Here is a 24,598-nt window from a genome sequence, read left to right on the forward strand (position 1 = left end):
GGATTAAATGCTTACGTTGCGGTCCTGCCGGCGCTCAAGGGCGAGTTCCAGCTCGTCGATAGTTTGGTCATGGGCTTCAGCGTCTTCAGCCAAGGATTGCTTGCGGTCACCCAGCGAGGCGTCTGTCATTTGCTTCTGGTGCTTGAGGTCCAGGTCACCCAAGGCTTTCACCTTCCGTGTCTCTGCGTCCTGGGCCTTGATGCCAAGCTCTTGCTGATTGAACTGCTGCAGTACCGCCTGGAGTTGCTGGTTTTGCATGGTCATCTGCTGCAGCTGCTGCTGGGCCTGCATTAGCTGTTGCTGCAACTGTGCAGGGGTACTGTTTGGATCCGTCAGGAATTCCGGCGAAGGCTGGCCAGACAGTTTGAATATCTCGCGCAGTACGGAGTATTTATTCTGTGGTGAGTAGATGGCCTGCAATGAGGGGTCCATCTGCGCACCTTGAGCCAGCGAGTTATGCAGCACCATCAGCGTGCGCGCTCTCATCTCGGCATCATCTGGAGTCAGGGCTGTGGTCACCTCCATATCAACGCCCTCACCCATTTCCTGTGGGTTGAGCTGCTGCCATTCGCCATCAACTTCAGCTAGCAATCCTTCCTGGTCGTGCTCGAGAGCTAAGGTGTAAATCTCTTGGAATATTGGAATCAAGAAGAGCTCGGCATACCGCCTGGCCATGCCCATCATTCGCCGCATTGCTGCGCTAGTCATGCGGTTTATCATGTCATCAGCGTTTTGGTTGCTGATCACGTCCTGATTGAGCCCAGAGGTTAAACGAGACACGCCGGCCCGGTGCTCTTTGTCCTGGTTCAGCATCTCCAGGGCGGGCATTGTGAGTGGTGTTAGCTGCGGGGCTGGAGTTGCCATCACATGGTCAGTTATCGGTCCCGCTGCAGTCTTGCTGAGCCAATGAGTTGCACCAACAGGGTTATCAATCCAGTCAGCAGGATTAACAAAGGCGCCCTGCCGGGCAACACGAGATTGATTATTGGAAATCAGCAGGTTGTCTACTATCTGCCGTTTGATGGTCGCTTTGAGCTTTTGAATGTCACCAATAATGTCGTACATGGATAGGCCGTCATATCGATGAGCTATCCGAAGTGCCGCCCAGCTGAAATACGGCATGCGCTGTACTTTCTCAACCTCAAGGATGGTATTACCCACCTTGAACACCTGATGCAGCTGCGCAATCCCCTTGCCTTCGTCGTCCCACCAAATGAACAGCTCGCACAGCTCCAGGGTTTCCTGTGAGGACTCGCCAAGAAGGTCACCGCCCGTCGTTACACCCTCCCGAGCCTGCTCTTCCATTTCATCCTGCGAGTCACCATCAGCTGTCAGCCCCGCAACTTCCCCGGGGTCAAAGCCCATTTCGACCAATTCGGAGCGGGTGACCTCGCTCCTCTCACCCCAGAAGCGGGCCTTGCCTGGCTCGGTCGCGCTTGGGTCTCGAATTACGCGCTCAGGTGCAATGATTTCTATGGCAACCCTGGAAGCATCAACGGGCACCCTGAGCTCTGCATCAATCAGGCCGCTGGCTTCATCCTGCACAACCTCAACAATATCAGCCTCAGAACTTTCAAGCTGCTCGTAAACTTCAACTGTGATGTCCTGCACCTGCTCGGTTTTATATTCGGTCTCTTCATTCCAGTAGACCTTGGCTGTGCAGTTCTTGGCTAACAGTGCATCCTGGATTGAGTCGTGAAGGATGGAATAGCCGGAATTGTTTTTATTAAACACGCGATTGCAGTAACTGGTGCGCAGCTTTGCCTGCAGCACATCATTCTGGTCTTGCGGGGTGAACTTCACGGTCTCTCTGTTAGAGCCGAACACCTCCAGCAGTATCTCTTTTGCATCCTCCACCGCGTCGAATACATCACGGCTTACATAATCGGAACGCCCCTCACGCTCGTTGCCAAACGGCTCGCCGTAGTAATATTTGTAGGCCTGGGCACGGTCATCAGAATTAGTGGAATCGTCATCGCCTTCTGATAGCTGAATGCACTGCTCAGCCAGCTTCAGAATTTCGCCTTTATTTTTTGCCATCAGTAACGGATTCCAGGGTTAGAGCGGGAGTAATCGAAGTCATCATCATCAACAGTCACCTCAGCCATGCACATCATTAGCGCATCGGCCATGTTGGGTGAATCGATTTGGAATTTGGATTTCATTTCCTGCTTGCTGTACAGCTGGATTTTGCCCCCGGCCACATACTTGCGCGGCAAGCGGCAAACCTCAGAGCGAAGCTGGGCAAGCTCTTTGATTTCAGAGTTGATGCTTATCAGCTCATCAGGGTTGATGTACTTACCCTTCTCAACTGCCAGGAAGGTTTTGAACATCCGGTCTCGCAGCATCCAATAGAATTGAGCGCGGCGATTGGCGAATGTTTCTCTGTTGGTTTTAGGCTCTTTGATTTCGCCGTCTTCTGGCTTGTAGATAGAATCCGGGTCTACCGGGGTAGCAGCTCCGTTAAAACCTTCTACCTCTATCTTCTTACCTTCCAGGGCGTCGGTGACCTGCTTCTTAAGACCGGCACCAACACCAACCACATCCCAGAGGAATGCGTCAGGCTTGTGGTCATTGGTAAAGCTCAGTGCCCAATCGGTTGCGCTATCCAGGTCACCCGCTTCAGTGTTCTGTGCATCAAGCAGAATGGAGCCATGCATATAGGCCACTGCTTTAGCATCGCCTGAGTCTGCTGGGTCGTATGCAATCCGCTCCTGGCCAACAGGTCCAAAGCCAAGCTTCTTGTGAGCATCGACACAGGCATCAAACCAGTCAGCCTCAATAATTGCGTTTTCCACTGAGTCCTCATAAGCGCCCAGCCAAATATGCTCATACTTGGCCCGGGGCAACTTCTCTTTGTCTCTGAGCCTATCCTTCTCCAGAACATTAGGAAAAAACGGGTTGTCGTCGTAATTAATATCGATGATGAGAATGTCATCATCTTCGTAGCGTTTATCCCTAGCTAAGTGCTTCTCGTAGGGCGCCAGGTAATGCTTGCTGAATGGGTCGTTACTACTGCCCCTGTTGAGGGTAAACAGCAGCTGTGAACCCTCTTCCCTCACCGTTGGACCGAGTATGTCGATACTTGCCTGAGACATGGTGCGGGCCTCTTCTACCCATACACCATTCAGATTGAAAGTTGATTTCAGGCTTTCAAGGTTGCGAGCCAAACCACGATAGAAAGCACCACCAGCCTCAGGGCCATATACCCGGGTTGCGTCGTACCTGAGCCCTGGTAAATCCAACTCATCGACTTGTGCCTTCATCAGCGCGTGAACAGAGTCGTCAATACTGTTCTGGAACTCGCGAGCACACAGCCAACGCTGCCCTTGTGCAACTCGTTTGGCTATTAACTTTGCGGCAGTAAACGACTTTGCTGAGCCTCGGCCACCAACTAAAACGATTGTCCGCTTGTCAGTGGTGAATATTTCCCGAAGCCTGGGCGGTACCGTCTGGAGGAATTCGCGCTCTTGTCTTACCAGTCTGATTGCTGCCGCTAATTGCAGCTTGTTCATATGGTGTCAGGGTCAATGCCGGCTTCTTTGAGGAGATTGTTGGCTTCAGCCAGAGTCATGGAGTGCTCTATGGGGCCACCGCTGGGGCCTGATACTTCGTGAGTGTTGGCGTCCTTCAATCCCAGCTCTCGGGCAATGATATTGGGGTTCAATAAGTCAGCTGCTGCGCCTGCGAACTTCTGCGAATAGATAACCTCTTCCACTCGCGAAGTGATTGTGGAAAAACCTTCGTCAGTCTTCCAGGCAGTCCAGGTTGAGCGGTCTATATCTAGGAACAAGCAAAGCCCGGATATGGTCATAGCCCGCATCTTCGGTATGACACCCTCACTAATTGCGCCTTGATATGAAAACAGCTTTGATTCGAATAGAGGATTTTGCTCTACCCACTCAAAGTACTCACAGCAGGCTTCCCATAATGCTTCTGAGCTGGCGAACAGCTTGTCACGGCCATGCTTGGTCCGCGCCTTCCAAAACTGGTTGCCTTCAGGTGCTGCCATGATTACTTGTCCAAGATGCTTATGTGGCCATCGTCATAATCGTTTAGCCACTGACGTTGCCATACAGTCGGAACGCCGTTCACGTTGAATGTGACAGTATCCTTATCGGAAGCTATCACCCTGAGGCGTTGGGCCTCTATGTTCACCAGAGTTCCCGGCTTAAATGGGTCCGGCTTACCCTTGAAGAGAGTTTTGAGGAAACCTTGCTTTTCAGTTTCCTTTGGCGACTTTCTACTTCTCATCGTTATTACTCACCCCTCTCTATTAACCGCTCCAGCTTGCTATCAATACGCTGGAGCCGTGTTCTGATTTCGTCTTTGAATTCAGCTATGTGTTTTTGCTCTAGGGCGCGCATAGCTGATTCGTGTTTGATTGCTTGTGCGTTCTCACCTACCCGTTTCTCTACATCTGAGCCCCAGGTAAATAAGCCAGCAGCTAAAAGTATGATGCTGGCTATCTGAGTGATAGAGATGCTTTTGCTGAGGTGCCAATGCTCTGTTTGTTGGGTCATGATTGCTTCCAAGCCTTCATTGCTTTCTCAGCGCTTCGCCCCACGACATAACCACCGAGGCCGATTTTTACTATTTCCAGTAGAGCGAGGGTCTGGTCCTCGCTTAGGTTCGGGGCCGTCCACCCCAGCCAATGAATTACGATCAAACCTACGAAAGTGAGCATTGTTACTGGCCGCCAGTTTCTCTGTAGCCATGACTCCCCTGATGCCTCTGCTGTGATTACCTGGGTTGCCGCCTTTAGCTCTTCCAGGTCCATTGAAATCAGCTGCGAATCAACCTGAGCTTTTAGGCGGTTGGCTTCCGTCTTATCTGGGAATGCTTTGTCTATGACCTTGCCGAGTAGATTTGATATGGCTGAAATCATGGGTATTCCGGTATGAAGTGAGTGACGTTTAATTCGAACTCTGGCGGCAGCATGTCCCGCAATTCCTGCATGGCTTTGCGCGATTGAATCACCCACCAACCGCCAGGGGCCTGAGCTGAACCAATACCAATACAACCTTGAACATCAGAGGCATAGTTGGCTGTATGAATCAGGATTTTTGAGCGGCCTGGAACTTCTTGTAGCTCCCATACATTGGGGTATTTGGCAGAGCTGTACGAATCACACAGATAAACCCCCTCCGGTATACAGCTCTCGAATGGCTTATTACCTAGCCATGGGCGCTCTACGGTATAGAAAGTACGATCACCGACACGTAGCCGGCCCAGAGTTGCTTCTGAGCCATAAGCAAATCGCGTTAATGTGAGCATGATTTTCTCGGGGAGTCTCAAATTTCAGGCATAAAAAAACCGGCTTGGGGGCCGGTTAAGAAGGATGATCCACTGTCGCACATACAACTCGACAGCTTACCTTATATTATCTATTTCACGGCTAGCCGTCAAGCAAGCACTGTATTAAAACACAGTTGTATATAACGCCAGCTATTGCTTTACCCATAGAAGAACGTCCGCCTTGCCGGTGAAGACCTGCCAGGCGCTTTTTAATCTGACCCGCAGACTGGTCGCGCCTATAGGTCGAGCCATGACCCACCTCCCCTCTACCTTAGTTTTGCAGTTGTATTCCTTAACTAAATAATCTGCATTAAATGTTGATATACCTTTCATGCTGCCCTCGCTCTAAGTAAACATGCCATTTCGATTGTGCTTTCAATCATTCTGCAAAGCGTCTTAGTGCTGGCCTTAGACTTCCTAATTGTTCTGGCCACGTCCTGCAATTCCCATCGGTGGTAATACCTCAACCAAAATACCAACCTCTCAATCTCTGCATTTGCTTGGTCCCTGCGTCGGCTCACTGCATTCAGATATGCAAGCACGGCCGCATCAGTAAGCTCTGCACGCTTTTCATTTATCGGCTCGGGACTCTCTCTATTCCCTGATACCATCTTCCGGCTGAATGCAGACATACGGGGCCAGGATACTGAGTCCCCTGCCCTTTCTGGGTAAGCTCGGGACCACTCCCACAATAAGTCGCGTATTGCTATTTCTGCCATGCTACCCGCCCCATTATTCCCTGCTGTGCCCTCAGTTCCAGCTCCAATTCAGCCAGAGCATTCCAGGCTTTATGAGCCTTGTGTAACAGCCCCGTTTCAGGGTCTTTTGTTTCGTGTCGCTCTTTTAGGTGGTGACGCCACAACGCATCGCGATAACGCTGCCTGCCATTGGGCACTTGCTGCCAGCCACCTCGGGTATATTTATTTGCCCCGAATGTTCCAACTTCGGCAACCGCCATCAATGCCAGGGAGAAATCATCAAGAACCCCGGCCATGATTTTCCCCTCGTCGCATTTCGCCCCAGGTTCATGTTGGTCTTTGCCGTTCGGGTCACGCTCCATCGCTTCAGTCATGATTGCTCTCCTCACACTGTATAAACTTCACGACGCCGGGCGCTGGTAGTGCCGGGCTCTAAACTATCAATACGGTCCTTCACCTCTTCGGCAGTTAAAGTGATTCGCCCTTTTTCCCCGTAGGTTTTCGACCTGAGTACAACAGTGAGGCAAGAGCGGCTGCGCCATCCGCCGTCATGGGCATATTTGTCAGCCGGGGCCAGCTGGTTCCAGCTTTCTATGGTTACCCCGGGGTGCTCCTTTGCAACCATGCGATGGTGGATGTGGCCTATATCGATATAGCGATAGTTGGCCTCGCCCCAATCCTGGTTGAAGTCTGTGGCCATTACCTGAGCGAGCTGTGCCGGCTTGCACTTGTCACTGTGGTGGCACATCACAAAGGTATTGCCCATGCGGTAGGGAATGAAAACCGAGGCATTATCCAGAACCTGTAAGCGGTCTGTGTGGTGGTAGACATGCTTGAGAAAAACCCGCATCCACACGTCATTGCTTCGACTGTGGTTGCCCTGGTTGACTATCACATCCACGTATTTGAATTTGCTGAGGGCCTTTTCAACTATGCTGCGCATCACTCGTGCATAGGTGTGAATCATACGGGGGTAGCGGCTATCAAAATCCAGGTCATGCCCTGACGATTCCGTTTTAGCGCTGAAGGTCTCGTAATGGGTCATATCCCCTAAGTCTTGAATAACACAGCGCTCGCAGTTCGGTGCGCGGTCTATCAAGATTTCAATGGCAGTGACTAACTCACGCTCTGCTATCTTCAGGTCAAAGTTATGGCCCACTTCTCGCTCATGGGCCAACATTCCTAAATGACCATCTCCAATCTGTATCCAGGGGATGGTGTCTGTATCTAAATCACCTTGAGGCTCTATGGGAGTCTCTACGGGCGGCAGGTCTTCGATAAACTCGCGGGTGAACTCTTCAATCAATAACCGCTGCTGCTGGAGACTCCGCTGGGTCTTCAACCAGAATGCCGGGTGCTGCTCAGTTTTGGCGAAGTATGCGCTGACGCCTTTGATTTCGAATCCTTCAGGCACTGCCTCCGGGTCCAGGTGCTGGGAGCCATCTTTCAGGGCCTGTCGCTCTTTTAAATCGCTTATTGTGCGAGAAACTGAGGGGTGTTTAATTCCCAGTTTACGCGCGGCAGCATTAACACTGCCGCACTCCTCAAACGCTCGGCACTTCCGTTTCTCTGCCTCAGTCTTGGCGAATTTCAAAAGGCTCATGCTATGCACTCCCTCCGCTTTTGTAATAACCGTCTTTTTCTATTGAATATCCGCTTAATCCTTTCACAATACTCCCGGTTGAATCTCCGGATTCCGTTATTATTTTTTAGCCAGTCAACTCGGCGATTACCTATTCTCTCCCTCAGATTAAGTTCGTATTGCACGGCTACGGTCTCCGCTTTGTGGGCATATTTGGCAGAACCTGCGTTGCAGCTTTTGCACTGCCGGTGAATATTCCAAATGTTGAATCTCAGGTGGCCAGCTGCACCCCTTGAGCGGAAGTGGCCAGCGTCCCAGGCCCCGCCAACTTTCCAACCCTGCTCCACTTCTATTTCATGCTCCGGGCGATTGCAGGAGGGGCAAGCCTTGCCTCTATCCCTCTCGCGCACATAGGCATTTATTGAGCGTTGGGCCTCATCCATGATTTGAGAATCAGTTTTCAATGCCCTTTTGCGCGCTCTGGTTTCAGCTTTGAATTTTTTGGCTTCAAGCCTCTTTTGCTTCTCTACTCGCTGAAATCCCAAATCAACAAGGTGGTCAACACAACAGACGAAATCTAACCCGTTAACTATGCCATGCAGTACATTACAGCGGGTTTTGCACACTTTACACTTGCGATACTTGGTAACCATTGGCCCTCCTACCGCAAATTCATTTCTGCTCTGACGTTCGCCTGCTTGGTGCGCCAGACTTCAATTTTTGTTTCCGTGACCTTTATCCCCATGCGCAGCTTCAGCGCGACTTCAGTTGCGTATCTCAGGCCCTCCAGCAGCTCAACATATTCGGGGTGGGCGTATGCTTCGCGTTCTTGGGCCGCGGCAGAGAGACCGGGCTTTGCGCGCTCTGCATCCTTCATCAGTAGAGCCTTTTTGGACTTGCGGAATTCGGCTAGGTAAACCCGTTCAGCCTCTGCTTGCGCATACTGGGCCGTCTTTTGACGTAACTCCTCAAAAGTCTTCTCTTGCTGGTCCATAGGAATTACCGAACCTCCTTGTAAGCACTGATAAATGCAGCGGCTAGCTCCGCATTGACTGCATTGCCATAACCGCGCAATCGTCCCACTCGGGCGGGAGCCCCATCAGCCAACGGGAATGTTCCGGATTCAACTGGCCGGAACTTTCCATCTCTGCATCCGAGCCAGTCAGCATTTCTCCAGAAGCCGTTAGTCGGACCGGGGACATCAGCTGCACTTGGTGCGCAAGAGCTGTTACAGACTGTCCCGCCGATGTTCCTTTTTTCCTCTCCAGAGCTCTTTCCGGTGTGCCTCCTGGAGTGCTCGCAGTTGGTGTGCCCCAACCGGCTAACGTCACTGATAAACCCCTTAATAGAGCCGTCGTTTCTGGCAATGCCATTGCTCCAGGACGAGGACTGACTCGCCCCTGCTTGTTTGCATCTGAAGCTAGAGGTGTTGGCCAGCCCGATAAACTCGCAGCTATTGGCAAATCTATTCCATACCCCTTGCGGGGCCTGGCTCTTCCTGCCGTGTTCTCTGTGTCGTGAGGTGCAGGGCATGTCGGGGTCGGCCAGCCGGCTTTCTGCAACAAAGTAGAGTCGCTGCCTGATGTTCGGGGAACCGACGCCCGCAGCGCACAAATCGAGCGCTCCGCTGGTGTAGTTCGCTCCTTCCAGGTCAGCTTGTACAAGGTCGAGCCAAGCGAGAGCAGCTTTACTTGAAGACTGTTCGCCAAAGATTGTTCCAGGTCGACACTGCTCGATGAGATGGAACCACGCGGGCCACAGATGCCGCTCATCAGCAAACCCCTTTCCTTTGCCTGCCTGGCTGAAAGATTGGCATGGGCAGCTTCCGGTCCAAGCTGGTTTGTCATCCGGCCAACCGGCTTTTCTGAGTGCGTAACTCCAGACTCCAACTCCGGCGAAGAAATGACATTGGGTAAATCCAATAAGCTCATCTGCTCGAACATCTTCAATACTCCTTTCATCCACTTCGCCCGGTGCTATGTGTCCGGCTGAAATTAATTCCCTCAACCACTGGGCAGCAAACGGGTCTATTTCGTTGTAATAAGCTGCCATGACTCCCCCTACTCCAACCCAATCAAAAACCAAACATTTGAACCAACCACCACAACCCAAAAAAACAACTCCAGGCATAAAACCGTTTTTGTTGGGGCTGGCTCTTCACTATTCATTCTGAAATCTCAGAGGAGAGAATCAGTTCAGCTTCCGCCTCGGAAATATCGAATAACTTACCGGCACGACTTGCATAGACTTTGCCACCCACTTCAACAGCCCAGGTTGTATAGCCGGAGCGAAAGAATTTGACTTGCGCCCACAAGCTCACCCCTAACCCATCCTGAAGATAAAACAGCAGGTTATCGGCAGAACTCGGCAAGCTTTTAGTGAAGTGCCCCAACTTACCGTGGCTGTAGTATTTCCACTCTCCGTACTTACCCCGCACAACATCGGAGAAAAAATCAATATTCGAAACCTGTCGCTCGCCAAGAAAGGTGGCCATGGAAATGTTCTTTCCCAGGTGATCTGTTACTGCCGCTGCTGTAATTGCCATTCGAATTCCCTCTCTGCTGTTAATTACCAGCTGGTGTCTTCAAGCTCTTCCGCCAGTGTTGGCTGTCTGGTGGACTCTTCTCGGGGTATGTACTCCCCCTCTAAAACCTCGATGTGTTCTTCGCTCATAGGTCGAACATTCCCCGCATCTTTGCCAGTTCGCTTTCACCGCTCTTGCGGGCTCGGTCCTGGGCGTTTTTATCTGGCAAGGCTAAGGGTTCGAACAGCCTGTGAATGCGAGCAGGATTACCCTCTCCTACTCCACCGTTTCGAATCAGGCCGATTGCCCGGTCAGCATCCAGAAACTGAAACCCTTCCACTCCGGCTTGGCGGTTTTCGTGGTAGGTGGCCATGCCGGCATCGATTTGCTCCCGGGTGAAATCCTTCAGGTGCGCGGCGTATTCACGCTTGGCAAGGGCCTCGGTTTTCTCATCGGGGAACTGCCGGTCGTACTGCTCGCGATTCAGTAGGGAGAGACGCAGGAAAAAATAAGCCACGCTATCCCGCTGTTCTCGGCTCAATTCATCTGAGCCCATTGGGCGCTTCAGCTCTGGCGGTTGACTGAGGATGGTGGAGATATTTTTCACTGTGCTTCCCCCTAGAAATGCGTTGCGCGTTCGTAGTCGTAGGTTGCCGCTGCACGTTCTGAACGTTTCTCTGCTGCGGTTTTGAATTTGAGAGTGTTCTGCCCTTGCTGCCCCTGGTTTTCGTGGTTAAGCAGCCACTGGAACTGGAATCCTCTCCACCCCCGCTCACAGCAAATGGCGAGGCAGTGGTCAACGCTGTAGCCATGCTGATTGGCTTGATGGAGCTGATTGGCAATGTTGTTTACAGCGGTTTGAGTTAGCGGGGCTTTCCGAACTTTTTTCCAGTCATGAAGAATTTCTACACTTGGCTCAGTTGGCCAAGATGAAAAATCCAATCCCTTATTAATATTTTTAGGTTCTTTTAGTTTCTTTTTAGATTCGTGGTCCGTTTTTGGGACTGGTCCAGTCCCGTTTTTGGTACTGGTTGTGTCCGTTTTTGGGCCTGGTCCGTTTTTGGGACTAGTACCGTTTTTGGTACTGGTGATTTGGCCAAAATTCAAATTGAAATGATTGCTAGACCCGCTAGACTTGACACGGATTATCAGACTTGATTCTTCCAGCCGCTCCATAGCTGTGATGACAGTTTTCCGATTGAGGCCTGTTGCCTGAGCAATGTAAGCAATCGAGGGATTACATTGCCCACTTGCCTCGTTGTGGCAATTAGCAAGCGACAGGAGCACCAGCTTGTGTGTTGACTTCACACCCTGTTGCCATGCCCAGAAGGTAGCCTCTGCGCTCACTACACACCCCCTTCCTGCACTTGATTGGAGTCGATGAGAGTCTCATCGAGCCCTAAAAAATTGCACATTTCCTCAGTTACTAAATCGACGGCTTTTTCAGCCTGCTGTAATGCCGTGTTATTTTTATTCCTGCGGGCGCAAAAAGCCCAGCGGTCTCGCTCAGACTCAGAAAGTCCAGCCATAGCCGCTTTAATATCGTCTTGCATAGTGTTGCCCCAGTTATGACTTGTATTTACTGCTCTGGGTTAAATCCGGAACCGTCGAAATTCTTATACGCGCAGCATGGTCAAGATGCGCTGAGCCGCTTGGGCTTTCTTGATATCTTCAGGAGTCTCTGCTTCGAAAATGGGAAGCGAAGCCTCTAAAATAATTCTGAGCAGTTGCTCCCTTGGAATACCAAACCGGTCAGATAAAGCATCGATTCGATTGCGAGTCTTTTTGCTCGTTCTTAAATTTGATTTACATTCCAATCCTGACCTCATCCTTGCCTCCGTTAATCATTCATCCTTCTGGTTAGTTATTTTCTATTGCTCTATCTCCGCTTCATGGTTTTGCCTCACCTTCCCCGCAGGCTCAAAACCTGCACTCTGATATATCGGGTCTCCAAAAATGTCCGGGCGTAGTTCCTCTCGTGTTACAGCTCCAAAGGTCACCCGCTCAATTTGTGAGCACCTGTGTGGAGCAATTTCCTTGCGACCAGTTGCCCAAGCCGAAACCATTCCCTGGGTAACTCCCAAGAGCTGTGCCAGGCGCCCTTGCGTACCTACACTTTTAACCGCTCGTTTGATTGTGTTCATATGCTTATTAATACCCCTGATATTAATATCAGTCAATACCTCAGGTATTTGTTTTTAGGTACTGGCACTATTAACCTCGGCTGATGAATAAACCGAAACGCAATATCACTGACAAAGAAAGGCGGCTAGCCGAGAACCTGAAGCGCATATGGCTTGCGAAAAAGGGTGGGCTGGGGCTGAATCAAGATAAAGCTGGCGATATCATGGGTATCACCCAGGGAGCCGTCGGACATTACTTAAATGGCCGCATTGCTCTAAACACTGACACCATCATCAAGTTTGCCAAACTCCTCGGTGTACAACCCAGCAGCATAGATCCAGCTATATCAATAACGTTTAACAAGGAGTCTGAACGTGCAGAATTACATGAGCCTATCCCGGCAGGCTACCAGAACATCTCAGAAGCAACCCCACAAATTCGTGCGAGAGTACCTTTGATTTCATCCGTACAGGCTGGGGCATGGGCAGAGATAGTCGATAATTTCCAACCAGGTGAAGCCGATGAGTGGCGAGAAACAACTGCCAGGGTAGGATCAAACGCCTTCGCTCTTCGTGTAGAGGGCGACTCTATGACATCTCCAACCGGCATTAGCATCCCAGATGGGGCCGTGGTCATTGTCGATCCCGATGCAGAATATACCAACGGGTCAATCGTAGTTGCAAAGCTGGTAGACGTGCAGGAAGCCACGATTAAGAAGTTGGTAATTGACGGCCCCAACAAATATCTAAAGCCGCTCAATCCAAATTATGCGCCAATCCCGATTAACGGGAACTGCCGCATTGTAGGCGTAGCGAAGAAGGTTGAAATCGACCTCTAATTAGCTTCCTAAGGCACACAACCCCCTCAAGAACCTCAACTCAAGGGGGTAACCCCCTCCTCTCCCCCCCCCTCCATATACCAGTAGACCAAAGCGAACCTCTGGCGTCTATTAATACCAAAGCGCCGAAAATAATACCTTTGATATTTACATTAAAAATACCTCTGATATTATTTTGTCATCACTTCAGGGAGAATACCCATGTTAGGAACCAGCTCAACCGCCCCCGCCGAAGACGCTCTCAACGCCCACGAGAATCACGAAGACTCTCTGCCGGACGAAACCGCAGCTGATGTAGAGAGCACTGAAGCTGGCATTGTTGAATACGTCCTGGAGTGCATTCTCTCTGGTGATAACGGTCGCCCACTCATTGAAGCCATGTATCGCCGCCGCTTTCTTGAGATCGCTCTCGATGAACTCGACAAGTTCCAGTTAAAGGACATCCTCCAGTGCGCGACCGCAAACGAGAAATTCTCTCGGAGCTGTGCATTAAAGCTGGCCAGGGAGTACCGCGAGGAGCTTGAACCGCGCGCAGCAGAAGAAGGGCACATCGAAGGCCACCCACTTTCCCGCCGAAAGCCCACACAAGACGAAATTGAAAACACCGTATTTTTCTTTGAGATGCACCTATTCCGTGAAACGGGAGCACTCAGCAATGAGTCGGTGCTAGCTCGGAATCTACTTGATAAGCACATTGGAAAGTTTCTCGAAAAATACGCTGAAGATTGTGATTCAACCGGAAACGGAAAAATTGCTGAAATTGCCATCGGCGGCGACCACACAGAGGCGGGTTACCAATATCACTCCATAGCGATGGAAACTGTGAGATTTATTGCTGAAAAATATTTCTGGCGATTCGCGCACGCTGCCCGTGATGCTGGTTACCTTGAATTGCCAAGTTCTTAAATCACTCAAAATTACCAAGCCCCCTCTAATCACAGGAGTGAGCAAAATGTCTGAGAATCTAAGCATCTGGCAGCGAGTAAAGAAAACTGATGCTCGCTTTGTAAAAGAGTCAACGTTTGAAGGCCGCAAAACTGCCAGCATCAACCATATTGCCATGGTTGAGAAAGCAACTGAATTATGGGGACCAATCGGAATTGGTTGGGGTTATGAAATTATCGAGGAGCGTGACGATAAAGGTGCGCCAGTGTTTGCAGAAGGTCAGGAAGTTGGACACAACCTTACCCATACCATCAGGTTGCGCCTCTGGTACGTGATAGACGGGGTGCGCGGCCACGTTGAGAACTACGGTCACACGCCTCGTATTTACTGGTCAGATAACAAGAAGCGTTTTATCGAAGATAAAGAGGCGGCCAAGAAATCACTTTCTGATGCTTTGAAAAAGTGCTTTTCATTCCTCGGCTTCTCCGCAGATATTTACAGCGGTGAATGGGATGACCCCGAATACCGTCAAGAGCGCCAGTTGGAAAGCCAGATCGACAAAGCGGAAGACAAAGACTCCGCCCGAGACAAGCAAACCAAAGAGCTTACCGAGTACGTACAGAAGCACCTGAAAACATTGAAAAGTTCCCGCCGTCTGCATGAGGCCGCCGGAATTTTCAAAACCTCAATCAAACACCTTGAGCGGCAAGGAAATATGCCACACCTCGCAGAGGTCGCCAAAAAAGGAATTACCGCTCTCACCCAAACCTACGAAGCGCAAAAGGAACAACTCCAAGGAGCTGCATGATGACCGCCTTAAAACTGTATGAAATCACCGACCAAGCCCGCGAACTAAAGCAACTGGCCGAAGACAACGATATGACCCCGGCAGATATTGCCGACACCCTGGAAGGTATTGAACTCGAATTTAAAGATAAAGCTACTCAAATTGGCTATCTGCTCCAGAACTTCATCCCCTTCGAGAAGGGGCTTGACGATGAAATTAAGCGGTTACAAGCCAAGAAAAAAGCTCTGCAAAACCGGTGCAAATCAATCACCGAGTATCTCCGCTCGAACATGCAAAAGTGCGGCATCAAGAAAATTGAGTGTCCGGTGTTCACCATCTCCCTCAAGAAGGCAGCCCCCAAGGTTGAAATTGAGAATGAAGATGCCCTACCCGGTGAATTCGTCACTGTGAAAAACACATTCACAGCGGACAAGAAAGCCATATTAGCCGCACTGAAAAAAGGCCAGGAGATTCCAGGGGCGCGACTAGCAGAAGCTAAACCTGCTTTACAAATACGTTGACGCGTGGGGCTTGTGCCGCTGGTACGGGGCGCATTTTTAGGGAGAGAGCCAAAATGCCCTGTGAATGCATAAATAAACAACTGGATGAGCTACACGCAGTCGCATTGCAGCAAATCAACGCAAAACATACTGGCTACTCGGTGCGTACCCAATGGGAAAGTAAGCCTCTCCCTCTGGTGGACGGTATCGAAGGCGGACTTGTTATGCGAGCAGTCACTCAAGCGCGTAGAGTACGTGGCAGCAGCCAATACCCCGACACGCCGCTGCAGATAACAACCCGCACACCAATTAACTACTGCCCATTTTGTGGCGAGAAACTGGAGCAACAAAACAATGGCTAGAGGAGTCAATAAAGTAATTCTTATTGGCAATCTGGGTAACGACCCGGAAACCAAATATATGCCCAGCGGTGGAGCGGTAACCAATGTCAGCCTAGCCACCAGTGAAAGCTGGAAGGATAAGCAAACCGGCCAACAGCAAGAGCGCACCGAATGGCACCGCGTAGTCTTTTTCAATCGCCTTGCAGAAATAGCCGGAGAATACCTTCGCAAAGGGGCGAAGATTTATGTTGAGGGCTCACTTCGCACGCGGAAGTGGCAAGACAAAAACAGTGGCCAGGACCGCTTCACTACAGAAATTGTCGCAGCTGAAATGCAGATGCTTGATGGCCAGCAGAATGGCGCTCAGCAGGGCCAGGGATTTCAGCCGCCCTCCCCTATGGCCCCACAAAACCAACCGCAACAAAGACCGGCGCAAGGTCAGGGAGCACACCCAAACAGACAGCAGCCACCTAACTCCATGGGTGGAAGGAATGATTTTAACCAGAATTTTGATGACGACATTCCCTTTTAGGAGATAGCTATGGATGACTTTTGGAGAAAGCACTATTCATGGATGTCGGGTGGGCAATGGAAGTGCTTTGAAATGCTCTGCGACTTGTTTGGTGGCCCTCACCATATAAGGAACAAAGTAAAGCCTTGCGGCAGCGGAATCGAGATAAATGAACCTACTCACAATAGACTCGCGACCTTTGATTTCAACCATCTTACTCGCGCGGTTGTAATGGCTCATGACCGAGCAATCAGATTTGCAATTGAACCAAGTGGCCCAGGCTTGCTAAGGCTAGTCCTTCACTTCCGAGGAAGCAGGACGGGCCGAATGTATGAGCGACACCCAACCATGGAAGAGGCTGTTGAAGCTGCTCGGAAATAATCACACCAATCTGGGCCGCTGGTTCAGGGCCTCTAACGGGGTTCACATGGAAATTTCAAAACTACCTCTCAATAAGCAGGCAACAGCAGTAGTAGCAGAAGTAAAAAAATTCCTTTCTGCATTCCAGGGTTTAAAAAACCGGAAACCCGAAAGAGTCGCGGTTAAGTCAGATAAATTCCAAATGATTCAGCGTGCTGTAGTTGCTGAGTTAAGAAGACAAAACAAAGGAACTGCATCTGCAAAAGAAATTACCCCCCCCCGATGTGCTGAGTGTTGAAGGGGTCGATATTTATCCGTTTGCAGCCTGAACTAATTTCAACTCTTACTGAGCCCTTTAATTGGGGCTGGGTAGGTGCAGGGCCTAGCCCATTTAACTAATCAATAATTTAACTCAACCGAGGGTAAGAAAATGATAACGAAGGGGTAACGCCCCTAGAGTTGATCTGAGTAAGCGAACCAACAAATTTGCAAGCTCCAAATAACTCCCCCAGCCCGCCCAGTGCGGGTTTTGCGGGTGAAAGACAATATCGAAGGATATGCAATGGAACAGGAAATCATAGAAAAAATAGGGCCAAGACCCCTAGAGCCTGCATTTTCAAACGAAGACCCCGAGGGCTGGGCGGCCGTTTCAGGATGGGAAGACCAAAGAGCAGAGCTTTGGGAGAGCAAGTGCAAGGAATTACAAGCTCAACTCTCTGTCGCCCCCGTTAGATTTGAAAACCTCCTGGAGCGGTGGAAGCAAAAAGCCACGGAAATAGCCGGAACCAGCGAAGGGTTCACCTTCTACGACCCAGAATTTAATGAATTCCTGCATTGGATGTTTTCGCAGTTTCAGGTGGCCACTGAATCAACTGGAAACAGGCCCACAGAATATAACTTAGCTGTCTGGCGCATGAGAGATACCGGCACCAGAAGAGCGTCATATAGATATTTTCCCTCAAAAGAGGAAGCAGAGCAGACTGCAAGCATTGAATCGATGTCACGCGATGATGGCCATTTAACGGACCTCACCCCACTTTATGAAATAAATAATGGCTCATGCAGTACATGCTGCGGGCGTGGTGAAATCGGTGGAATAACACAAGAACATCCATGTGGATATTCGGAGCCCTGCCCTGATTGCAATCCTGCGGAATCCAACTCAGCCATATCATAGGTGACGGTATGAAAGCACAAACCGGAGTTGTTGAGGGCGGCCAGCAAAGGGCGCCCCAAAGTATCAATCAACTGATGTACTGGAAAGATTGGGTTAGAGAGAGCTTTGCCGGAACCCAGCCCGCACGCGAGACCGTTATAAAGTGGGTTTCAACTGGTGAAGTTGCTGGGCGCTGGTTAGGCGATAGATTATATATTTACCGAAATGGGTTTCATGACCCTTACACAATACGCACGAAAGAGCGGACAGCGGTAGAAGCAGAGCCAATCTCACCGCTACTCGCACGCAGATAACACGGAAGAAAATAATGGCTAGACCAAAAAAACCTAGATATGTAGACGGTCTGGAGTTGCCAGAAAACCTTTATACCGACCCCAAAAAGCGGGCAAACTATTGGCGCTATTTACGCCCAGATGGCTCTAGTCTCACATTCCACGGCACAACAGCCGAAGCGATTCGTCAGGCAAAACAAGCCAACCGACAGCGCGACCTCTATGAGCGTCAGCCAGCAACAACGGATACCGTTTGGACTGCGCGAGCAGGAAGCCTGCTGGACCGCTACAGCGACTGGGTTGCCTGGATGGAACTAAACCACCCCAAACAGGCCACAGCTGCACGCTGGAGCCAAAAGCGCCGCTATGTTGAGCGTATGTGCGAACAGCTTAAAAACCCTATGCCGCATGAGCTAACGCTGACAATGGTTCGCGACTGGTGGGAATCGCAAGATTATCATCCCCAACGAAATAGCCGTGCTGCCCTGCGCAGCTTTATTAATTATTTAATGCTGGAGGGCTCGGTTCCAAAACTTACATTTAATCCATTTAACACCAGTGACGAAGCCCCTAAATTAATTCCAAGGCAACGACCGGAAAAAGTACGTCAACGGCTTACCCTGCAAGATTTTTGGCGCATACACGACGCAGCTGGCGAGCTGGGTTATACAGGTCTGCAAATTGCTATGGATTTATCACTGCTTACAACTATGCGCCGCGGTGATGTGTGCAGCTTAAGGCTGGACAAGCATGTAACCGATGCAGGGATTGATAAAGGTGTAGAGAAATCAATTAATCAACGCGGCGAAGAAAGGGCTACATATTTGCGTTGGTCTTACAATCATCACCCTGGATTACGCCAAGTAATTAACCAAGCCCGACAGCTCTCCCTGCAAAATTATCGATGCCCTTTTGCGGTTTCATATCAACCAAAGAAAAGACAACCCCGAGCGAAGCAAGATGAGCATTGGTGTAGATTGATGCCAGCAAGGCTATCAAACCAATTTAAAGACGCACGAGACGCCGCAGAGGTTCGCCAGGACTTACCCAGCAGTGCCAGGCCGACATTTCACGAGGTGCGCGCCCTAGCCTCTCACCTGCTCAAGAAATCCGGTCACAGCCCGGAAGAGATTGCAGAAATATGCGCCCATACGGATGCGGAAATTACTGAGAAGTTTTATCTCGGAGGGCATGAGCGAGAATACAAAGAAGTGGGTATCAGCATCGACCCGAAATTACTGATGCGGAAGTGATTGAGAGTTTTTGTACGGGGTTTTTGTACGCTTGAGAATTGGTTTTTGTACGCTCAATCTCGAAAATTGGCTGAAAGCCGCATGAGATATGAAGAAAGATGGTCGGAGCGGCCGGATTTGAACCGACGACCACCACACCCCCAGTGTGGTGCGCTACCAGGCTGCGCTACGCTCCGATTTTGAAAAATCGCTCACTTCGCTAAGTGATTGATTTTTAAAGACATCGTGTCTCGATGTGGCGTGAATCATACCTGAGTGCGGCTGGATTGCAAGCCCAGGTTTACAGTTTTTTATAAATTATTTTTCCCCTCCAGCAGGGCCACCACGTCCTTTAGTTCTGCGATCACTTCGGGCAGTACTTGTTGAAGCTGTACCACCTCTGCCCTCTCGCTGCCAGTTTCGATCTGCTGGCGGGCTCCACCAATGGTATAGCCCTCTTCGTACAGAAGCGCACGGATCTGGCGGATCATGATGACATCTTGGTGCTGGTAGTAACGGCGGTTGCCGCGACGCTTGACGGGTTTCAGCTGGGGGAATTCCTGCTCCCAATAACGCAGGACATGGGGTTTAACGGCGCATAGTTCGCTCACTTCACCAATGGTGAAATATCGCTTACCGGGGATTGCAGGTAGCTGAGCGTTATTGCTCGGTTCCAGCATGCTCTTCTACTCGTGTCTTGAGTTTTTGCCCAGGTTTGAAGGTAACTACTCTGCGGGCCGAGATAGGGATTTCTTCGCCGGTCTTGGGGTTGCGACCGGGACGCTGGCTTTTATCGCGCAGGTCGAAATTGCCAAAGCCCGAGAGCTTGACCTGCTCGTTGGTTTCCAACGCATTGCGGATCTCCTCGAAGAAATATTCGACGATCTCTTTCGCTTCGCGCTTGTTAAAGCCCAGCTCTTCGTACAGTTTCTCGGCGAGCCCGGCCTTGGTCAGTGCCTCTGTCATTGGATCCTACCAATTGATTCAGAGGCGTCGACTCCAGATCGGAAGCGGCCCAAACCGCGGCGGCTTTCAACCCGGTAGCAGACGCTCTCGGGGTGCAATTCAGCCTGCACCCGAGAGCATCATGCTCTACTAGCGCAGACTAGCGTTATATTTTTCTTCTAGTTTTCCGACCACCGCATCTACAGCGGCATTGATTTCGTCGTCATTAAGGGTGCGTGACGAATGCTGAAACGTCAACCCCAAAGCGACACTTTTTCTATTTAAATCAATACCTTTGCCCTGGTAGACATCAAATATCTTGAGGTCCGTCAAGGTTTCACCTGCAACTTCGACAGCAGTTTCCACCAGGCTGGCGGCAGGAACCTCTGCATCAATCAGCAGGGCCAGATCGCGGCGCACTTCCGGGAATTTGGACAGCGGACGGAAAGCGGGGGTTTTGCCCTCGCCGATCGCTTCCAGGCTCAGTTCAAATACGAACGCGGGCTTGGACAGGTCCAACTTCTTCTGCAACTGTGGGTGCAGGGCTCCGATAACCCCTACTTCGCGGTCGCCGCGCATAATCTTGGCAGTTTGGCCGGGGTGCAACGCGGGGTGCTGGCCAGCGACAAAGCGGAACTCAGCGGCAACACCGGTGCGAGCCAACAGGGCTTCTACATCGGCTTTCACGTCGAAGAAGTCCACTGCGTCTTTGCTGCCAGTCCAGTTTTCTGCGTAACGGCTGCCGTAGGCAAGCCCGGCAATCATTTGCTCCTGGTGCAATTCTGCACCCGGTACAAAGCGCAGGCCGGTTTCAAACAGGCGCACGCGGTTTTGCTGGCGATTCAGGTTGTACTGCAACGCTTTGCACAGGCCCGGCAATAAGGTGGTGCGCATAACCGCCAGCTCAGCGCTGATCGGGTTTTGCAGGGCCACCGGATCGGCTTTCGGATCAAACAGCGCGGCGCTGTCGCTATCGATAAAGCTGAAGGTAATCGCTTCGTAGTAGCCACGGCTCAGCAGGGTTTGCTCCAGGTTGTCCTGGGCAATAGTGCTCTCCGGGTGCGGGGCAATTTCCAACTCGGCGGTAAAGCTTTCGCTGGGAATACGGTTATAGCCGTATACACGGGCCAGCTCTTCCAGCAGATCTGCTTCGATGGCGATATCGAAACGGAAGCTGGGGGCGAGGAAGGTCCAGCCTTCGTCGTTCTGGTCGATTTTTTCCAGGCCCAGGCGGGTGAGGATATCGACGATTTCGTCATCGGCCAGCTTGATGCCCAGGCCTAACTCGACCTTGGCACGGCGCAGGGTGATGTGGCGCTCGGCGGGCATAATTTCAGTCAGCTCGCGCACATGTACCGGGCCGGGTTCACCGCCAGCGATATCCAGCAGCAGCTGGGTAGCGCGCTCCACTGCTTTCTCTTGCAAGTGGTAGTCCACGCCTCGCTCGAAACGGTGGGAAGAATCGGTGTGCAGGCCGTAGGAGCGAGCCTTGCCGGCAATGGCCAGCGGGCTGAAGAAGGCGCTTTCCAGGAAGATATGCTGGGTGCCTGCGGTCACGGAGGAATCCAAGCCACCCATAATGCCGGCCATCGCCAGAGGTTTTTCCTCATCGGCAATTACCAGGGTGCCCTCTTTCAGTTTGACTTCCTGGCCGTCCAGCAGGGTCAGCTCTTCACCGGCTTCCGCCATACGCACTTTGATGCCGCCGGAGAGTTTCTCCAGGTCGAAGGCGTGCATGGGCTGGCCCAGTTCCAGCAGTACGTAGTTGGTAACGTCCACTACCGGATCGATACTGCGCAGGCCGCTGCGACGCAGGCGCTCTTGCATCCACAGAGGCGTTACCGCTTTGATATCGATATTGCGAATAACACGACCTACGTAGCGCGGGCAGGCGGCTTCGGCCAGCAAGGATACGGGCATGCTCTCGTCGATCTGCTGAGGTACCGGAGCAACTTCCGGGCCCTGAACGGCGCAGCGATTCAGTACGCCCACTTCGCGAGCGATACCGGCAACTCCGAGGCAGTCGGAACGGTTCGGGGTGAGATCCACTTCGATGGTCTCGTCGTCCAGCTGCAAGTATTCGCGCAGATCGGTACCGGTGGGTGCGTCTTCTGGCAGTTCCCAGATACCGTCATTGTCTTCGCCCAGTTCCAGTTCGGTCTGTGCGCAGAGCATACCGAAGCTCTCTACACCACGGAGCTTGGCTTTCTTGATTTTAAAATCGCCCGGCAGCTTGGCGCCTACCAGGGCAAAAGGAATTTTGATTCCGGTGCGCGCATTGGGAGCACCGCATACAACCTGCATTTCACCGTCGGGGTGGCCTGCCACTTTACACACACGCAGCTTGTCCGCATCCGCGTGCTGTTCACAGGCGACAATCTCACCGACAACCACTCCGGAGAAATCGCCCGCAACTTTTTCTATACCGTCCACTTCCAGGCCGGCCATGGTGATTTGATCGGCCAGTTCCTGCGTGGTGAGTTCCGGGTTTACCCATTCCCGCAACCAGGAGTTGCTGATTTTCATAGTTGATCTCTTTCTGTATTCCGTCAGCGCAACTTGGTGCGCATTTCGCCTGGGGCTATTTCGCCTCCCAGGCCTCCACAATTCGACTGCTGTTGCGAAGGGCCATTGCCATTCGCGCTGTCACTTGGCTTAGAACTGTTTCAAGAAGCGCAGATCGTTATCGAAGAACAAGCGCAGGTCGTTGACGCCGTAGCGCAGCATGGCGAGGCGCTCGATACCGATACCGAAGGCAAAGCCGGAGTATTTTTCGCTGTCGATATCGCAGGCGGCGAAGACGTTCGGGTGCACCATGCCGCAGCCGAGAATTTCCAGCCAGCCGGTGCCGGAACATACGCGGCAGCCTTCACCGGAACAGGCGGTACACTGGATGTCCGCTTCTGCGGAAGGCTCGGTGAACGGGAAGTAAGACGGACGGAAACGCACCGGTACTTCCGCTTCGAAGAAGGCGCGCAGGAATTGGTCGATGGTGCCTTTCAGGTGGGCGAAGCTGATGTTCTCGCCGATTACCAGGCCTTCTACCTGGTGGAACATGGGCGAGTGGGTGACATCGGAGTCGCAGCGGTATACGCGGCCCGGGCAGATAATGCGCAGCGGTGGAGACTTTTTCTCCATAGTGCGGATCTGCACTGAGGAGGTGTGGGTTCTCAGTACGGTGGTGGGGTCCACGTAGAAGGTGTCGTGCATCGCGCGCGCGGGGTGGTGCGCGGGAATATTCAACGCTTCGAAGTTGTAGTAGTCCTGTTCGACTTCCGGGCCGTTCTCAACAGAGAAGCCAATGCTCGCAAAGAATTCTTCCACTCGCTTTAAGGTGCGCGTAATGGGGTGGGCATTGCCCTGCTCTTCGCCGCGCCCCGGCAGAGTGACATCTATGGTCTCTTCGGCCAACTTCGCATTGATGGCGGCCTGCTCCAGCATAGTGCGGCGCGCGTTAATTTTTTCCTGAACCTGCTGCTTGGCTTCGTTGATCTTGGCACCCGCCGCCGGACGCTCCTCAGCCGACAACTTGCCAAGGCCTTTCAGCAGTGCCGTCAGCTGGCCCTTTTTGCCCAGGTAATCAACACGCACCTGATCCAGTGCGGCGAGGCCATCGGCCTTCTCCACCAGCTCCATAGCCTGCTCGGTGAGGGACTGCAAATCTTGCATCGAACTGTTCCCGTTTGAATCCAACTTCGATTAATTTTTTCTGCTTTGTTCGGCCGGTACTCTCTGTACCGGAGGGAATTTCCCCAGGCACCGCCACCGGTAAAAAATAGCGGAAACTCCATAAAAAAATAGGGAAGGGCCACTACAGCCCTTCCCTATTTTGAGTATTCAGTTTTACAACTGAAGTGACAGCTTACGCTGCCAGGGCTGCCTTAGCTTTTTCAACTACGGCAGCAAAAGCGACTTTATCGTAAACAGCCAGATCAGCCAGTACACGGCGATCCAGTGCGATGTCCGCTTTTTTCAGACCTGCGATCAGGCGGCTGTAGCTCAGGCCTTCAGCACGGGACTGGGCGTTAATACGAGTAATCCACAGAGCGCGGAAGTTACGCTTTTTAACGCGACGGTCACGGTATGCGTACTGACCAGCTTTAATTACTGCCTGCTTGGCAACGCGGAATACGCGTGAACGCGCACCGTAGTAACCTTTAGCCTGCTTCAGAATCTTCTTGTGACGACGACGCGCCTCTACACCACGTTTTACACGGGCCATACTTCTATCCTCTTAAACCTTTGCGATTTGGGCCAATTACTTGGCGCGCAGCATACGATCGACCAGTCCAGCATCAGACTTGTTCATAGTCTGGGTGCCACGCAGCTGACGCTTGCGCTTGGTGGTCATCTTGGTGAGGATGTGGCTCTTGTTAGCGTGCTTGTGCTTGTAGCCCGCAGCCGTCTTCTTGAAGCGCTTAGCAGCGCCACTGTGAGTCTTTGCTTTCGGCATTTTGTACTCCAAAGTTAATATTCGCCTGTAAAACAGGCACCTTTAGTAACTGCCGACAACCGAAGTTACCG

The 24,598-nt window shown here is 51.6% G+C and carries 34 protein-coding genes and 1 tRNA gene; 10 read left to right on the top strand and 25 right to left on the bottom strand.

Annotated elements, in window-relative coordinates; translation table 11 throughout:
* Positions 1-3 precede the first annotated feature (3 nt).
* The 18 genes from ACJJIN_RS09770 to ACJJIN_RS09855 form a co-directional block, all read right to left on the bottom strand.
* The gene (locus ACJJIN_RS09770; protein WP_444897907.1) at positions 4-2,040 is read right to left on the bottom strand and encodes a portal protein; all 2,037 of its coding nucleotides are present in this window, start codon (positions 2,038-2,040) and stop codon (positions 4-6) included.
* On the bottom strand, positions 2,040-3,515 hold the full coding sequence (locus ACJJIN_RS09775) for a phage terminase large subunit (protein WP_444897908.1): 1,476 nt from the start codon (positions 3,513-3,515) through the stop codon (positions 2,040-2,042). Before ACJJIN_RS09775 ends, ACJJIN_RS09770 begins: the two co-directional genes overlap by 1 nt.
* Entirely contained in the window at positions 3,512-4,012 is a 501-nt protein-coding gene (locus ACJJIN_RS09780) for a DNA-packaging protein (RefSeq protein ID WP_444897909.1), read from the bottom strand. Before ACJJIN_RS09780 ends, ACJJIN_RS09775 begins: the two co-directional genes overlap by 4 nt.
* A 2-nt stretch (positions 4,013-4,014) precedes the next feature.
* Complete coding sequence (locus ACJJIN_RS09785; protein WP_252468102.1) at positions 4,015-4,254, bottom strand: hypothetical protein; 240 nt, start codon at positions 4,252-4,254, stop codon at positions 4,015-4,017.
* Between the two features lie 5 nt (positions 4,255-4,259).
* Positions 4,260-4,523 carry a hypothetical protein gene (locus ACJJIN_RS09790; RefSeq protein ID WP_252472118.1) on the bottom strand — a complete coding sequence of 88 codons (264 nt, stop codon included), beginning with the start codon at positions 4,521-4,523 and terminating at the stop codon, positions 4,260-4,262.
* A complete protein-coding gene (locus ACJJIN_RS09795; protein WP_444897910.1) occupies positions 4,520-4,888 on the bottom strand; it encodes a 3TM-type holin in 369 nt (122 codons plus the stop codon). The genes ACJJIN_RS09790 and ACJJIN_RS09795 overlap by 4 nt, the downstream gene beginning before the upstream one ends.
* On the bottom strand, positions 4,885-5,277 hold the full coding sequence (locus ACJJIN_RS09800; protein ID WP_444897911.1) for a DUF5675 family protein: 393 nt from the start codon (positions 5,275-5,277) through the stop codon (positions 4,885-4,887). The genes ACJJIN_RS09795 and ACJJIN_RS09800 overlap by 4 nt, the downstream gene beginning before the upstream one ends.
* 727 nt (positions 5,278-6,004) lie before the next feature.
* Complete coding sequence (locus ACJJIN_RS09805; protein ID WP_444897912.1) at positions 6,005-6,370, bottom strand: dATP/dGTP diphosphohydrolase domain-containing protein; 366 nt, start codon at positions 6,368-6,370, stop codon at positions 6,005-6,007.
* A gap of 11 nt (positions 6,371-6,381) precedes the next feature.
* Entirely contained in the window at positions 6,382-7,599 is a 1,218-nt protein-coding gene (locus tag ACJJIN_RS09810; protein ID WP_444897913.1) for a helix-turn-helix domain-containing protein, read from the bottom strand.
* Entirely contained in the window at positions 7,596-8,231 is a 636-nt protein-coding gene (locus ACJJIN_RS09815) for a recombination protein NinG (protein WP_444897914.1), read from the bottom strand. Before ACJJIN_RS09815 ends, ACJJIN_RS09810 begins: the two co-directional genes overlap by 4 nt.
* An 8-nt stretch (positions 8,232-8,239) precedes the next feature.
* A complete protein-coding gene (locus ACJJIN_RS09820) occupies positions 8,240-8,572 on the bottom strand; it encodes a hypothetical protein (protein ID WP_444897915.1) in 333 nt (110 codons plus the stop codon).
* Positions 8,573-8,577: 5 nt separating this feature from the next.
* Positions 8,578-9,630 carry a DNA cytosine methyltransferase gene (locus ACJJIN_RS09825; protein ID WP_444897916.1) on the bottom strand — a complete coding sequence of 351 codons (1,053 nt, stop codon included), beginning with the start codon at positions 9,628-9,630 and terminating at the stop codon, positions 8,578-8,580.
* A 112-nt stretch (positions 9,631-9,742) separates the two neighbouring features.
* Complete coding sequence (locus tag ACJJIN_RS09830) at positions 9,743-10,123, bottom strand: hypothetical protein (RefSeq protein ID WP_444897917.1); 381 nt, start codon at positions 10,121-10,123, stop codon at positions 9,743-9,745.
* Positions 10,124-10,247: 124 nt separating this feature from the next.
* Positions 10,248-10,709 (bottom strand): hypothetical protein, encoded by a 462-nt coding sequence (locus ACJJIN_RS09835; RefSeq protein WP_444897918.1) that lies wholly within the window; start codon positions 10,707-10,709, stop codon positions 10,248-10,250.
* A gap of 11 nt (positions 10,710-10,720) precedes the next feature.
* Positions 10,721-11,449, bottom strand: coding sequence for a helix-turn-helix domain-containing protein (locus ACJJIN_RS09840; RefSeq protein ID WP_444897919.1), 729 nt, complete (start codon positions 11,447-11,449; stop codon positions 10,721-10,723).
* The gene (locus tag ACJJIN_RS09845; RefSeq protein ID WP_444897920.1) at positions 11,449-11,655 is read right to left on the bottom strand and encodes a hypothetical protein; all 207 of its coding nucleotides are present in this window, start codon (positions 11,653-11,655) and stop codon (positions 11,449-11,451) included. The genes ACJJIN_RS09840 and ACJJIN_RS09845 overlap by 1 nt, the downstream gene beginning before the upstream one ends.
* A gap of 63 nt (positions 11,656-11,718) precedes the next feature.
* Complete coding sequence (locus tag ACJJIN_RS09850) at positions 11,719-11,931, bottom strand: hypothetical protein (protein ID WP_444893611.1); 213 nt, start codon at positions 11,929-11,931, stop codon at positions 11,719-11,721.
* Positions 11,932-11,973: 42 nt separating this feature from the next.
* On the bottom strand, positions 11,974-12,246 hold the full coding sequence (locus ACJJIN_RS09855; protein ID WP_444897921.1) for a helix-turn-helix domain-containing protein: 273 nt from the start codon (positions 12,244-12,246) through the stop codon (positions 11,974-11,976).
* Positions 12,247-12,329: 83 nt separating this feature from the next.
* Between ACJJIN_RS09855 and ACJJIN_RS09860 the strand changes: the two genes are divergently transcribed.
* From ACJJIN_RS09860 to ACJJIN_RS09905, 10 genes are all read left to right on the top strand, one after another.
* Positions 12,330-13,064, top strand: a complete 735-nt coding sequence (locus ACJJIN_RS09860) for a LexA family protein (protein WP_444897922.1) — start codon at positions 12,330-12,332, stop codon at positions 13,062-13,064.
* Positions 13,065-13,265: 201 nt separating this feature from the next.
* Complete coding sequence (locus ACJJIN_RS09865; protein WP_444897923.1) at positions 13,266-13,970, top strand: hypothetical protein; 705 nt, start codon at positions 13,266-13,268, stop codon at positions 13,968-13,970.
* A 46-nt stretch (positions 13,971-14,016) separates the two neighbouring features.
* On the top strand, positions 14,017-14,757 hold the full coding sequence (locus ACJJIN_RS09870; RefSeq protein WP_444897924.1) for a hypothetical protein: 741 nt from the start codon (positions 14,017-14,019) through the stop codon (positions 14,755-14,757).
* Positions 14,754-15,257: a siphovirus Gp157 family protein gene (locus ACJJIN_RS09875; protein WP_444897925.1), complete on the top strand. Its 504-nt coding sequence runs from the start codon at positions 14,754-14,756 to the stop codon at positions 15,255-15,257. The genes ACJJIN_RS09870 and ACJJIN_RS09875 overlap by 4 nt, the downstream gene beginning before the upstream one ends.
* A gap of 53 nt (positions 15,258-15,310) precedes the next feature.
* Positions 15,311-15,598: a hypothetical protein gene (locus ACJJIN_RS09880; protein WP_444897926.1), complete on the top strand. Its 288-nt coding sequence runs from the start codon at positions 15,311-15,313 to the stop codon at positions 15,596-15,598.
* Positions 15,591-16,109: a single-stranded DNA-binding protein gene (gene ssb, locus ACJJIN_RS09885; RefSeq protein WP_444897927.1), complete on the top strand. Its 519-nt coding sequence runs from the start codon at positions 15,591-15,593 to the stop codon at positions 16,107-16,109. The genes ACJJIN_RS09880 and ssb overlap by 8 nt, the downstream gene beginning before the upstream one ends.
* A 406-nt stretch (positions 16,110-16,515) precedes the next feature.
* A complete protein-coding gene (locus ACJJIN_RS09890) occupies positions 16,516-16,746 on the top strand; it encodes a hypothetical protein (RefSeq protein ID WP_444897928.1) in 231 nt (76 codons plus the stop codon).
* A gap of 237 nt (positions 16,747-16,983) precedes the next feature.
* Positions 16,984-17,625, top strand: a complete 642-nt coding sequence (locus ACJJIN_RS09895) for a hypothetical protein (RefSeq protein ID WP_444897929.1) — start codon at positions 16,984-16,986, stop codon at positions 17,623-17,625.
* A gap of 8 nt (positions 17,626-17,633) precedes the next feature.
* A complete protein-coding gene (locus tag ACJJIN_RS09900) occupies positions 17,634-17,918 on the top strand; it encodes a hypothetical protein (RefSeq protein WP_444897930.1) in 285 nt (94 codons plus the stop codon).
* A gap of 14 nt (positions 17,919-17,932) precedes the next feature.
* A complete protein-coding gene (locus ACJJIN_RS09905) occupies positions 17,933-19,150 on the top strand; it encodes a site-specific integrase (protein WP_444897931.1) in 1,218 nt (405 codons plus the stop codon).
* Positions 19,151-19,249: 99 nt separating this feature from the next.
* On the opposite strand, the gene ACJJIN_RS09910 is transcribed toward ACJJIN_RS09905, so the two are convergent.
* The 7 genes from ACJJIN_RS09910 to rpmI all read right to left on the bottom strand — a co-directional run bounded on the left by ACJJIN_RS09910 (position 19,250) and on the right by rpmI (position 24,527).
* Positions 19,250-19,326, bottom strand: a tRNA-Pro gene (locus ACJJIN_RS09910).
* Between the two features lie 114 nt (positions 19,327-19,440).
* Positions 19,441-19,809 (bottom strand): MerR family transcriptional regulator, encoded by a 369-nt coding sequence (locus ACJJIN_RS09915; RefSeq protein ID WP_108733836.1) that lies wholly within the window; start codon positions 19,807-19,809, stop codon positions 19,441-19,443.
* Positions 19,790-20,095 carry an integration host factor subunit alpha gene (ihfA, locus tag ACJJIN_RS09920; RefSeq protein WP_226648095.1) on the bottom strand — a complete coding sequence of 102 codons (306 nt, stop codon included), beginning with the start codon at positions 20,093-20,095 and terminating at the stop codon, positions 19,790-19,792. The genes ACJJIN_RS09915 and ihfA overlap by 20 nt, the downstream gene beginning before the upstream one ends.
* Before the next feature lie 129 nt (positions 20,096-20,224).
* Entirely contained in the window at positions 20,225-22,600 is a 2,376-nt protein-coding gene (pheT, locus tag ACJJIN_RS09925) for a phenylalanine--tRNA ligase subunit beta (RefSeq protein WP_444897932.1), read from the bottom strand.
* Positions 22,601-22,729: 129 nt separating this feature from the next.
* Positions 22,730-23,743 (bottom strand): phenylalanine--tRNA ligase subunit alpha, encoded by a 1,014-nt coding sequence (gene pheS, locus ACJJIN_RS09930; protein ID WP_282932052.1) that lies wholly within the window; start codon positions 23,741-23,743, stop codon positions 22,730-22,732.
* A gap of 193 nt (positions 23,744-23,936) precedes the next feature.
* On the bottom strand, positions 23,937-24,296 hold the full coding sequence (gene rplT, locus ACJJIN_RS09935; protein WP_108733840.1) for a 50S ribosomal protein L20: 360 nt from the start codon (positions 24,294-24,296) through the stop codon (positions 23,937-23,939).
* A gap of 36 nt (positions 24,297-24,332) precedes the next feature.
* Entirely contained in the window at positions 24,333-24,527 is a 195-nt protein-coding gene (gene rpmI, locus ACJJIN_RS09940) for a 50S ribosomal protein L35 (protein WP_020413351.1), read from the bottom strand.
* Between the last annotated feature and the right edge of the window lie 71 nt (positions 24,528-24,598).

This window comes from Microbulbifer maximicatervae (SeqCode), from assembly GCF_052467505.1.

What these genes read in the sequence shown, in the direction of transcription:
- ACJJIN_RS09785 (WP_252468102.1), bottom strand. Translation starts at nt 4,254, where the DNA reads ATGAGAAGTAGAAAGTCGCCAAAGGAAACTGAAAAGCAAGGTTTCCTC.
- ACJJIN_RS09890 (WP_444897928.1), top strand. Translation starts at nt 16,516, where the DNA reads ATGGAAATTTCAAAACTACCTCTCAATAAGCAGGCAACAGCAGTAGTA.
- ACJJIN_RS09865 (WP_444897923.1), top strand. Translation starts at nt 13,266, where the DNA reads ATGTTAGGAACCAGCTCAACCGCCCCCGCCGAAGACGCTCTCAACGCC.
- ACJJIN_RS09780 (WP_444897909.1), bottom strand. Translation starts at nt 4,012, where the DNA reads ATGGCAGCACCTGAAGGCAACCAGTTTTGGAAGGCGCGGACCAAGCAT.
- ACJJIN_RS09820 (WP_444897915.1), bottom strand. Translation starts at nt 8,572, where the DNA reads ATGGACCAGCAAGAGAAGACTTTTGAGGAGTTACGTCAAAAGACGGCC.
- ACJJIN_RS09805 (WP_444897912.1), bottom strand. Translation starts at nt 6,370, where the DNA reads ATGACTGAAGCGATGGAGCGTGACCCGAACGGCAAAGACCAACATGAA.
- ACJJIN_RS09905 (WP_444897931.1), top strand. Translation starts at nt 17,933, where the DNA reads ATGGCTAGACCAAAAAAACCTAGATATGTAGACGGTCTGGAGTTGCCA.
- ACJJIN_RS09915 (WP_108733836.1), bottom strand. Translation starts at nt 19,809, where the DNA reads ATGCTGGAACCGAGCAATAACGCTCAGCTACCTGCAATCCCCGGTAAG.
- ACJJIN_RS09770 (WP_444897907.1), bottom strand. Translation starts at nt 2,040, where the DNA reads ATGGCAAAAAATAAAGGCGAAATTCTGAAGCTGGCTGAGCAGTGCATT.
- ACJJIN_RS09775 (WP_444897908.1), bottom strand. Translation starts at nt 3,515, where the DNA reads ATGAACAAGCTGCAATTAGCGGCAGCAATCAGACTGGTAAGACAAGAG.
- pheS (WP_282932052.1), bottom strand. Translation starts at nt 23,743, where the DNA reads ATGCAAGATTTGCAGTCCCTCACCGAGCAGGCTATGGAGCTGGTGGAG.
- ACJJIN_RS09810 (WP_444897913.1), bottom strand. Translation starts at nt 7,599, where the DNA reads ATGAGCCTTTTGAAATTCGCCAAGACTGAGGCAGAGAAACGGAAGTGC.
- ACJJIN_RS09800 (WP_444897911.1), bottom strand. Translation starts at nt 5,277, where the DNA reads ATGCTCACATTAACGCGATTTGCTTATGGCTCAGAAGCAACTCTGGGC.
- pheT (WP_444897932.1), bottom strand. Translation starts at nt 22,600, where the DNA reads ATGAAAATCAGCAACTCCTGGTTGCGGGAATGGGTAAACCCGGAACTC.
- ACJJIN_RS09830 (WP_444897917.1), bottom strand. Translation starts at nt 10,123, where the DNA reads ATGGCAATTACAGCAGCGGCAGTAACAGATCACCTGGGAAAGAACATT.
- ACJJIN_RS09790 (WP_252472118.1), bottom strand. Translation starts at nt 4,523, where the DNA reads ATGACCCAACAAACAGAGCATTGGCACCTCAGCAAAAGCATCTCTATC.
- ACJJIN_RS09795 (WP_444897910.1), bottom strand. Translation starts at nt 4,888, where the DNA reads ATGATTTCAGCCATATCAAATCTACTCGGCAAGGTCATAGACAAAGCA.
- ACJJIN_RS09845 (WP_444897920.1), bottom strand. Translation starts at nt 11,655, where the DNA reads ATGCAAGACGATATTAAAGCGGCTATGGCTGGACTTTCTGAGTCTGAG.
- ihfA (WP_226648095.1), bottom strand. Translation starts at nt 20,095, where the DNA reads ATGACAGAGGCACTGACCAAGGCCGGGCTCGCCGAGAAACTGTACGAA.
- ACJJIN_RS09825 (WP_444897916.1), bottom strand. Translation starts at nt 9,630, where the DNA reads ATGGCAGCTTATTACAACGAAATAGACCCGTTTGCTGCCCAGTGGTTG.
- ssb (WP_444897927.1), top strand. Translation starts at nt 15,591, where the DNA reads ATGGCTAGAGGAGTCAATAAAGTAATTCTTATTGGCAATCTGGGTAAC.
- ACJJIN_RS09870 (WP_444897924.1), top strand. Translation starts at nt 14,017, where the DNA reads ATGTCTGAGAATCTAAGCATCTGGCAGCGAGTAAAGAAAACTGATGCT.
- ACJJIN_RS09900 (WP_444897930.1), top strand. Translation starts at nt 17,634, where the DNA reads ATGAAAGCACAAACCGGAGTTGTTGAGGGCGGCCAGCAAAGGGCGCCC.
- ACJJIN_RS09850 (WP_444893611.1), bottom strand. Translation starts at nt 11,931, where the DNA reads ATGAGGTCAGGATTGGAATGTAAATCAAATTTAAGAACGAGCAAAAAG.
- rpmI (WP_020413351.1), bottom strand. Translation starts at nt 24,527, where the DNA reads ATGCCGAAAGCAAAGACTCACAGTGGCGCTGCTAAGCGCTTCAAGAAG.
- ACJJIN_RS09815 (WP_444897914.1), bottom strand. Translation starts at nt 8,231, where the DNA reads ATGGTTACCAAGTATCGCAAGTGTAAAGTGTGCAAAACCCGCTGTAAT.
- ACJJIN_RS09875 (WP_444897925.1), top strand. Translation starts at nt 14,754, where the DNA reads ATGATGACCGCCTTAAAACTGTATGAAATCACCGACCAAGCCCGCGAA.
- ACJJIN_RS09855 (WP_444897921.1), bottom strand. Translation starts at nt 12,246, where the DNA reads ATGAACACAATCAAACGAGCGGTTAAAAGTGTAGGTACGCAAGGGCGC.
- ACJJIN_RS09860 (WP_444897922.1), top strand. Translation starts at nt 12,330, where the DNA reads ATGAATAAACCGAAACGCAATATCACTGACAAAGAAAGGCGGCTAGCC.
- ACJJIN_RS09880 (WP_444897926.1), top strand. Translation starts at nt 15,311, where the DNA reads ATGCCCTGTGAATGCATAAATAAACAACTGGATGAGCTACACGCAGTC.
- rplT (WP_108733840.1), bottom strand. Translation starts at nt 24,296, where the DNA reads ATGGCCCGTGTAAAACGTGGTGTAGAGGCGCGTCGTCGTCACAAGAAG.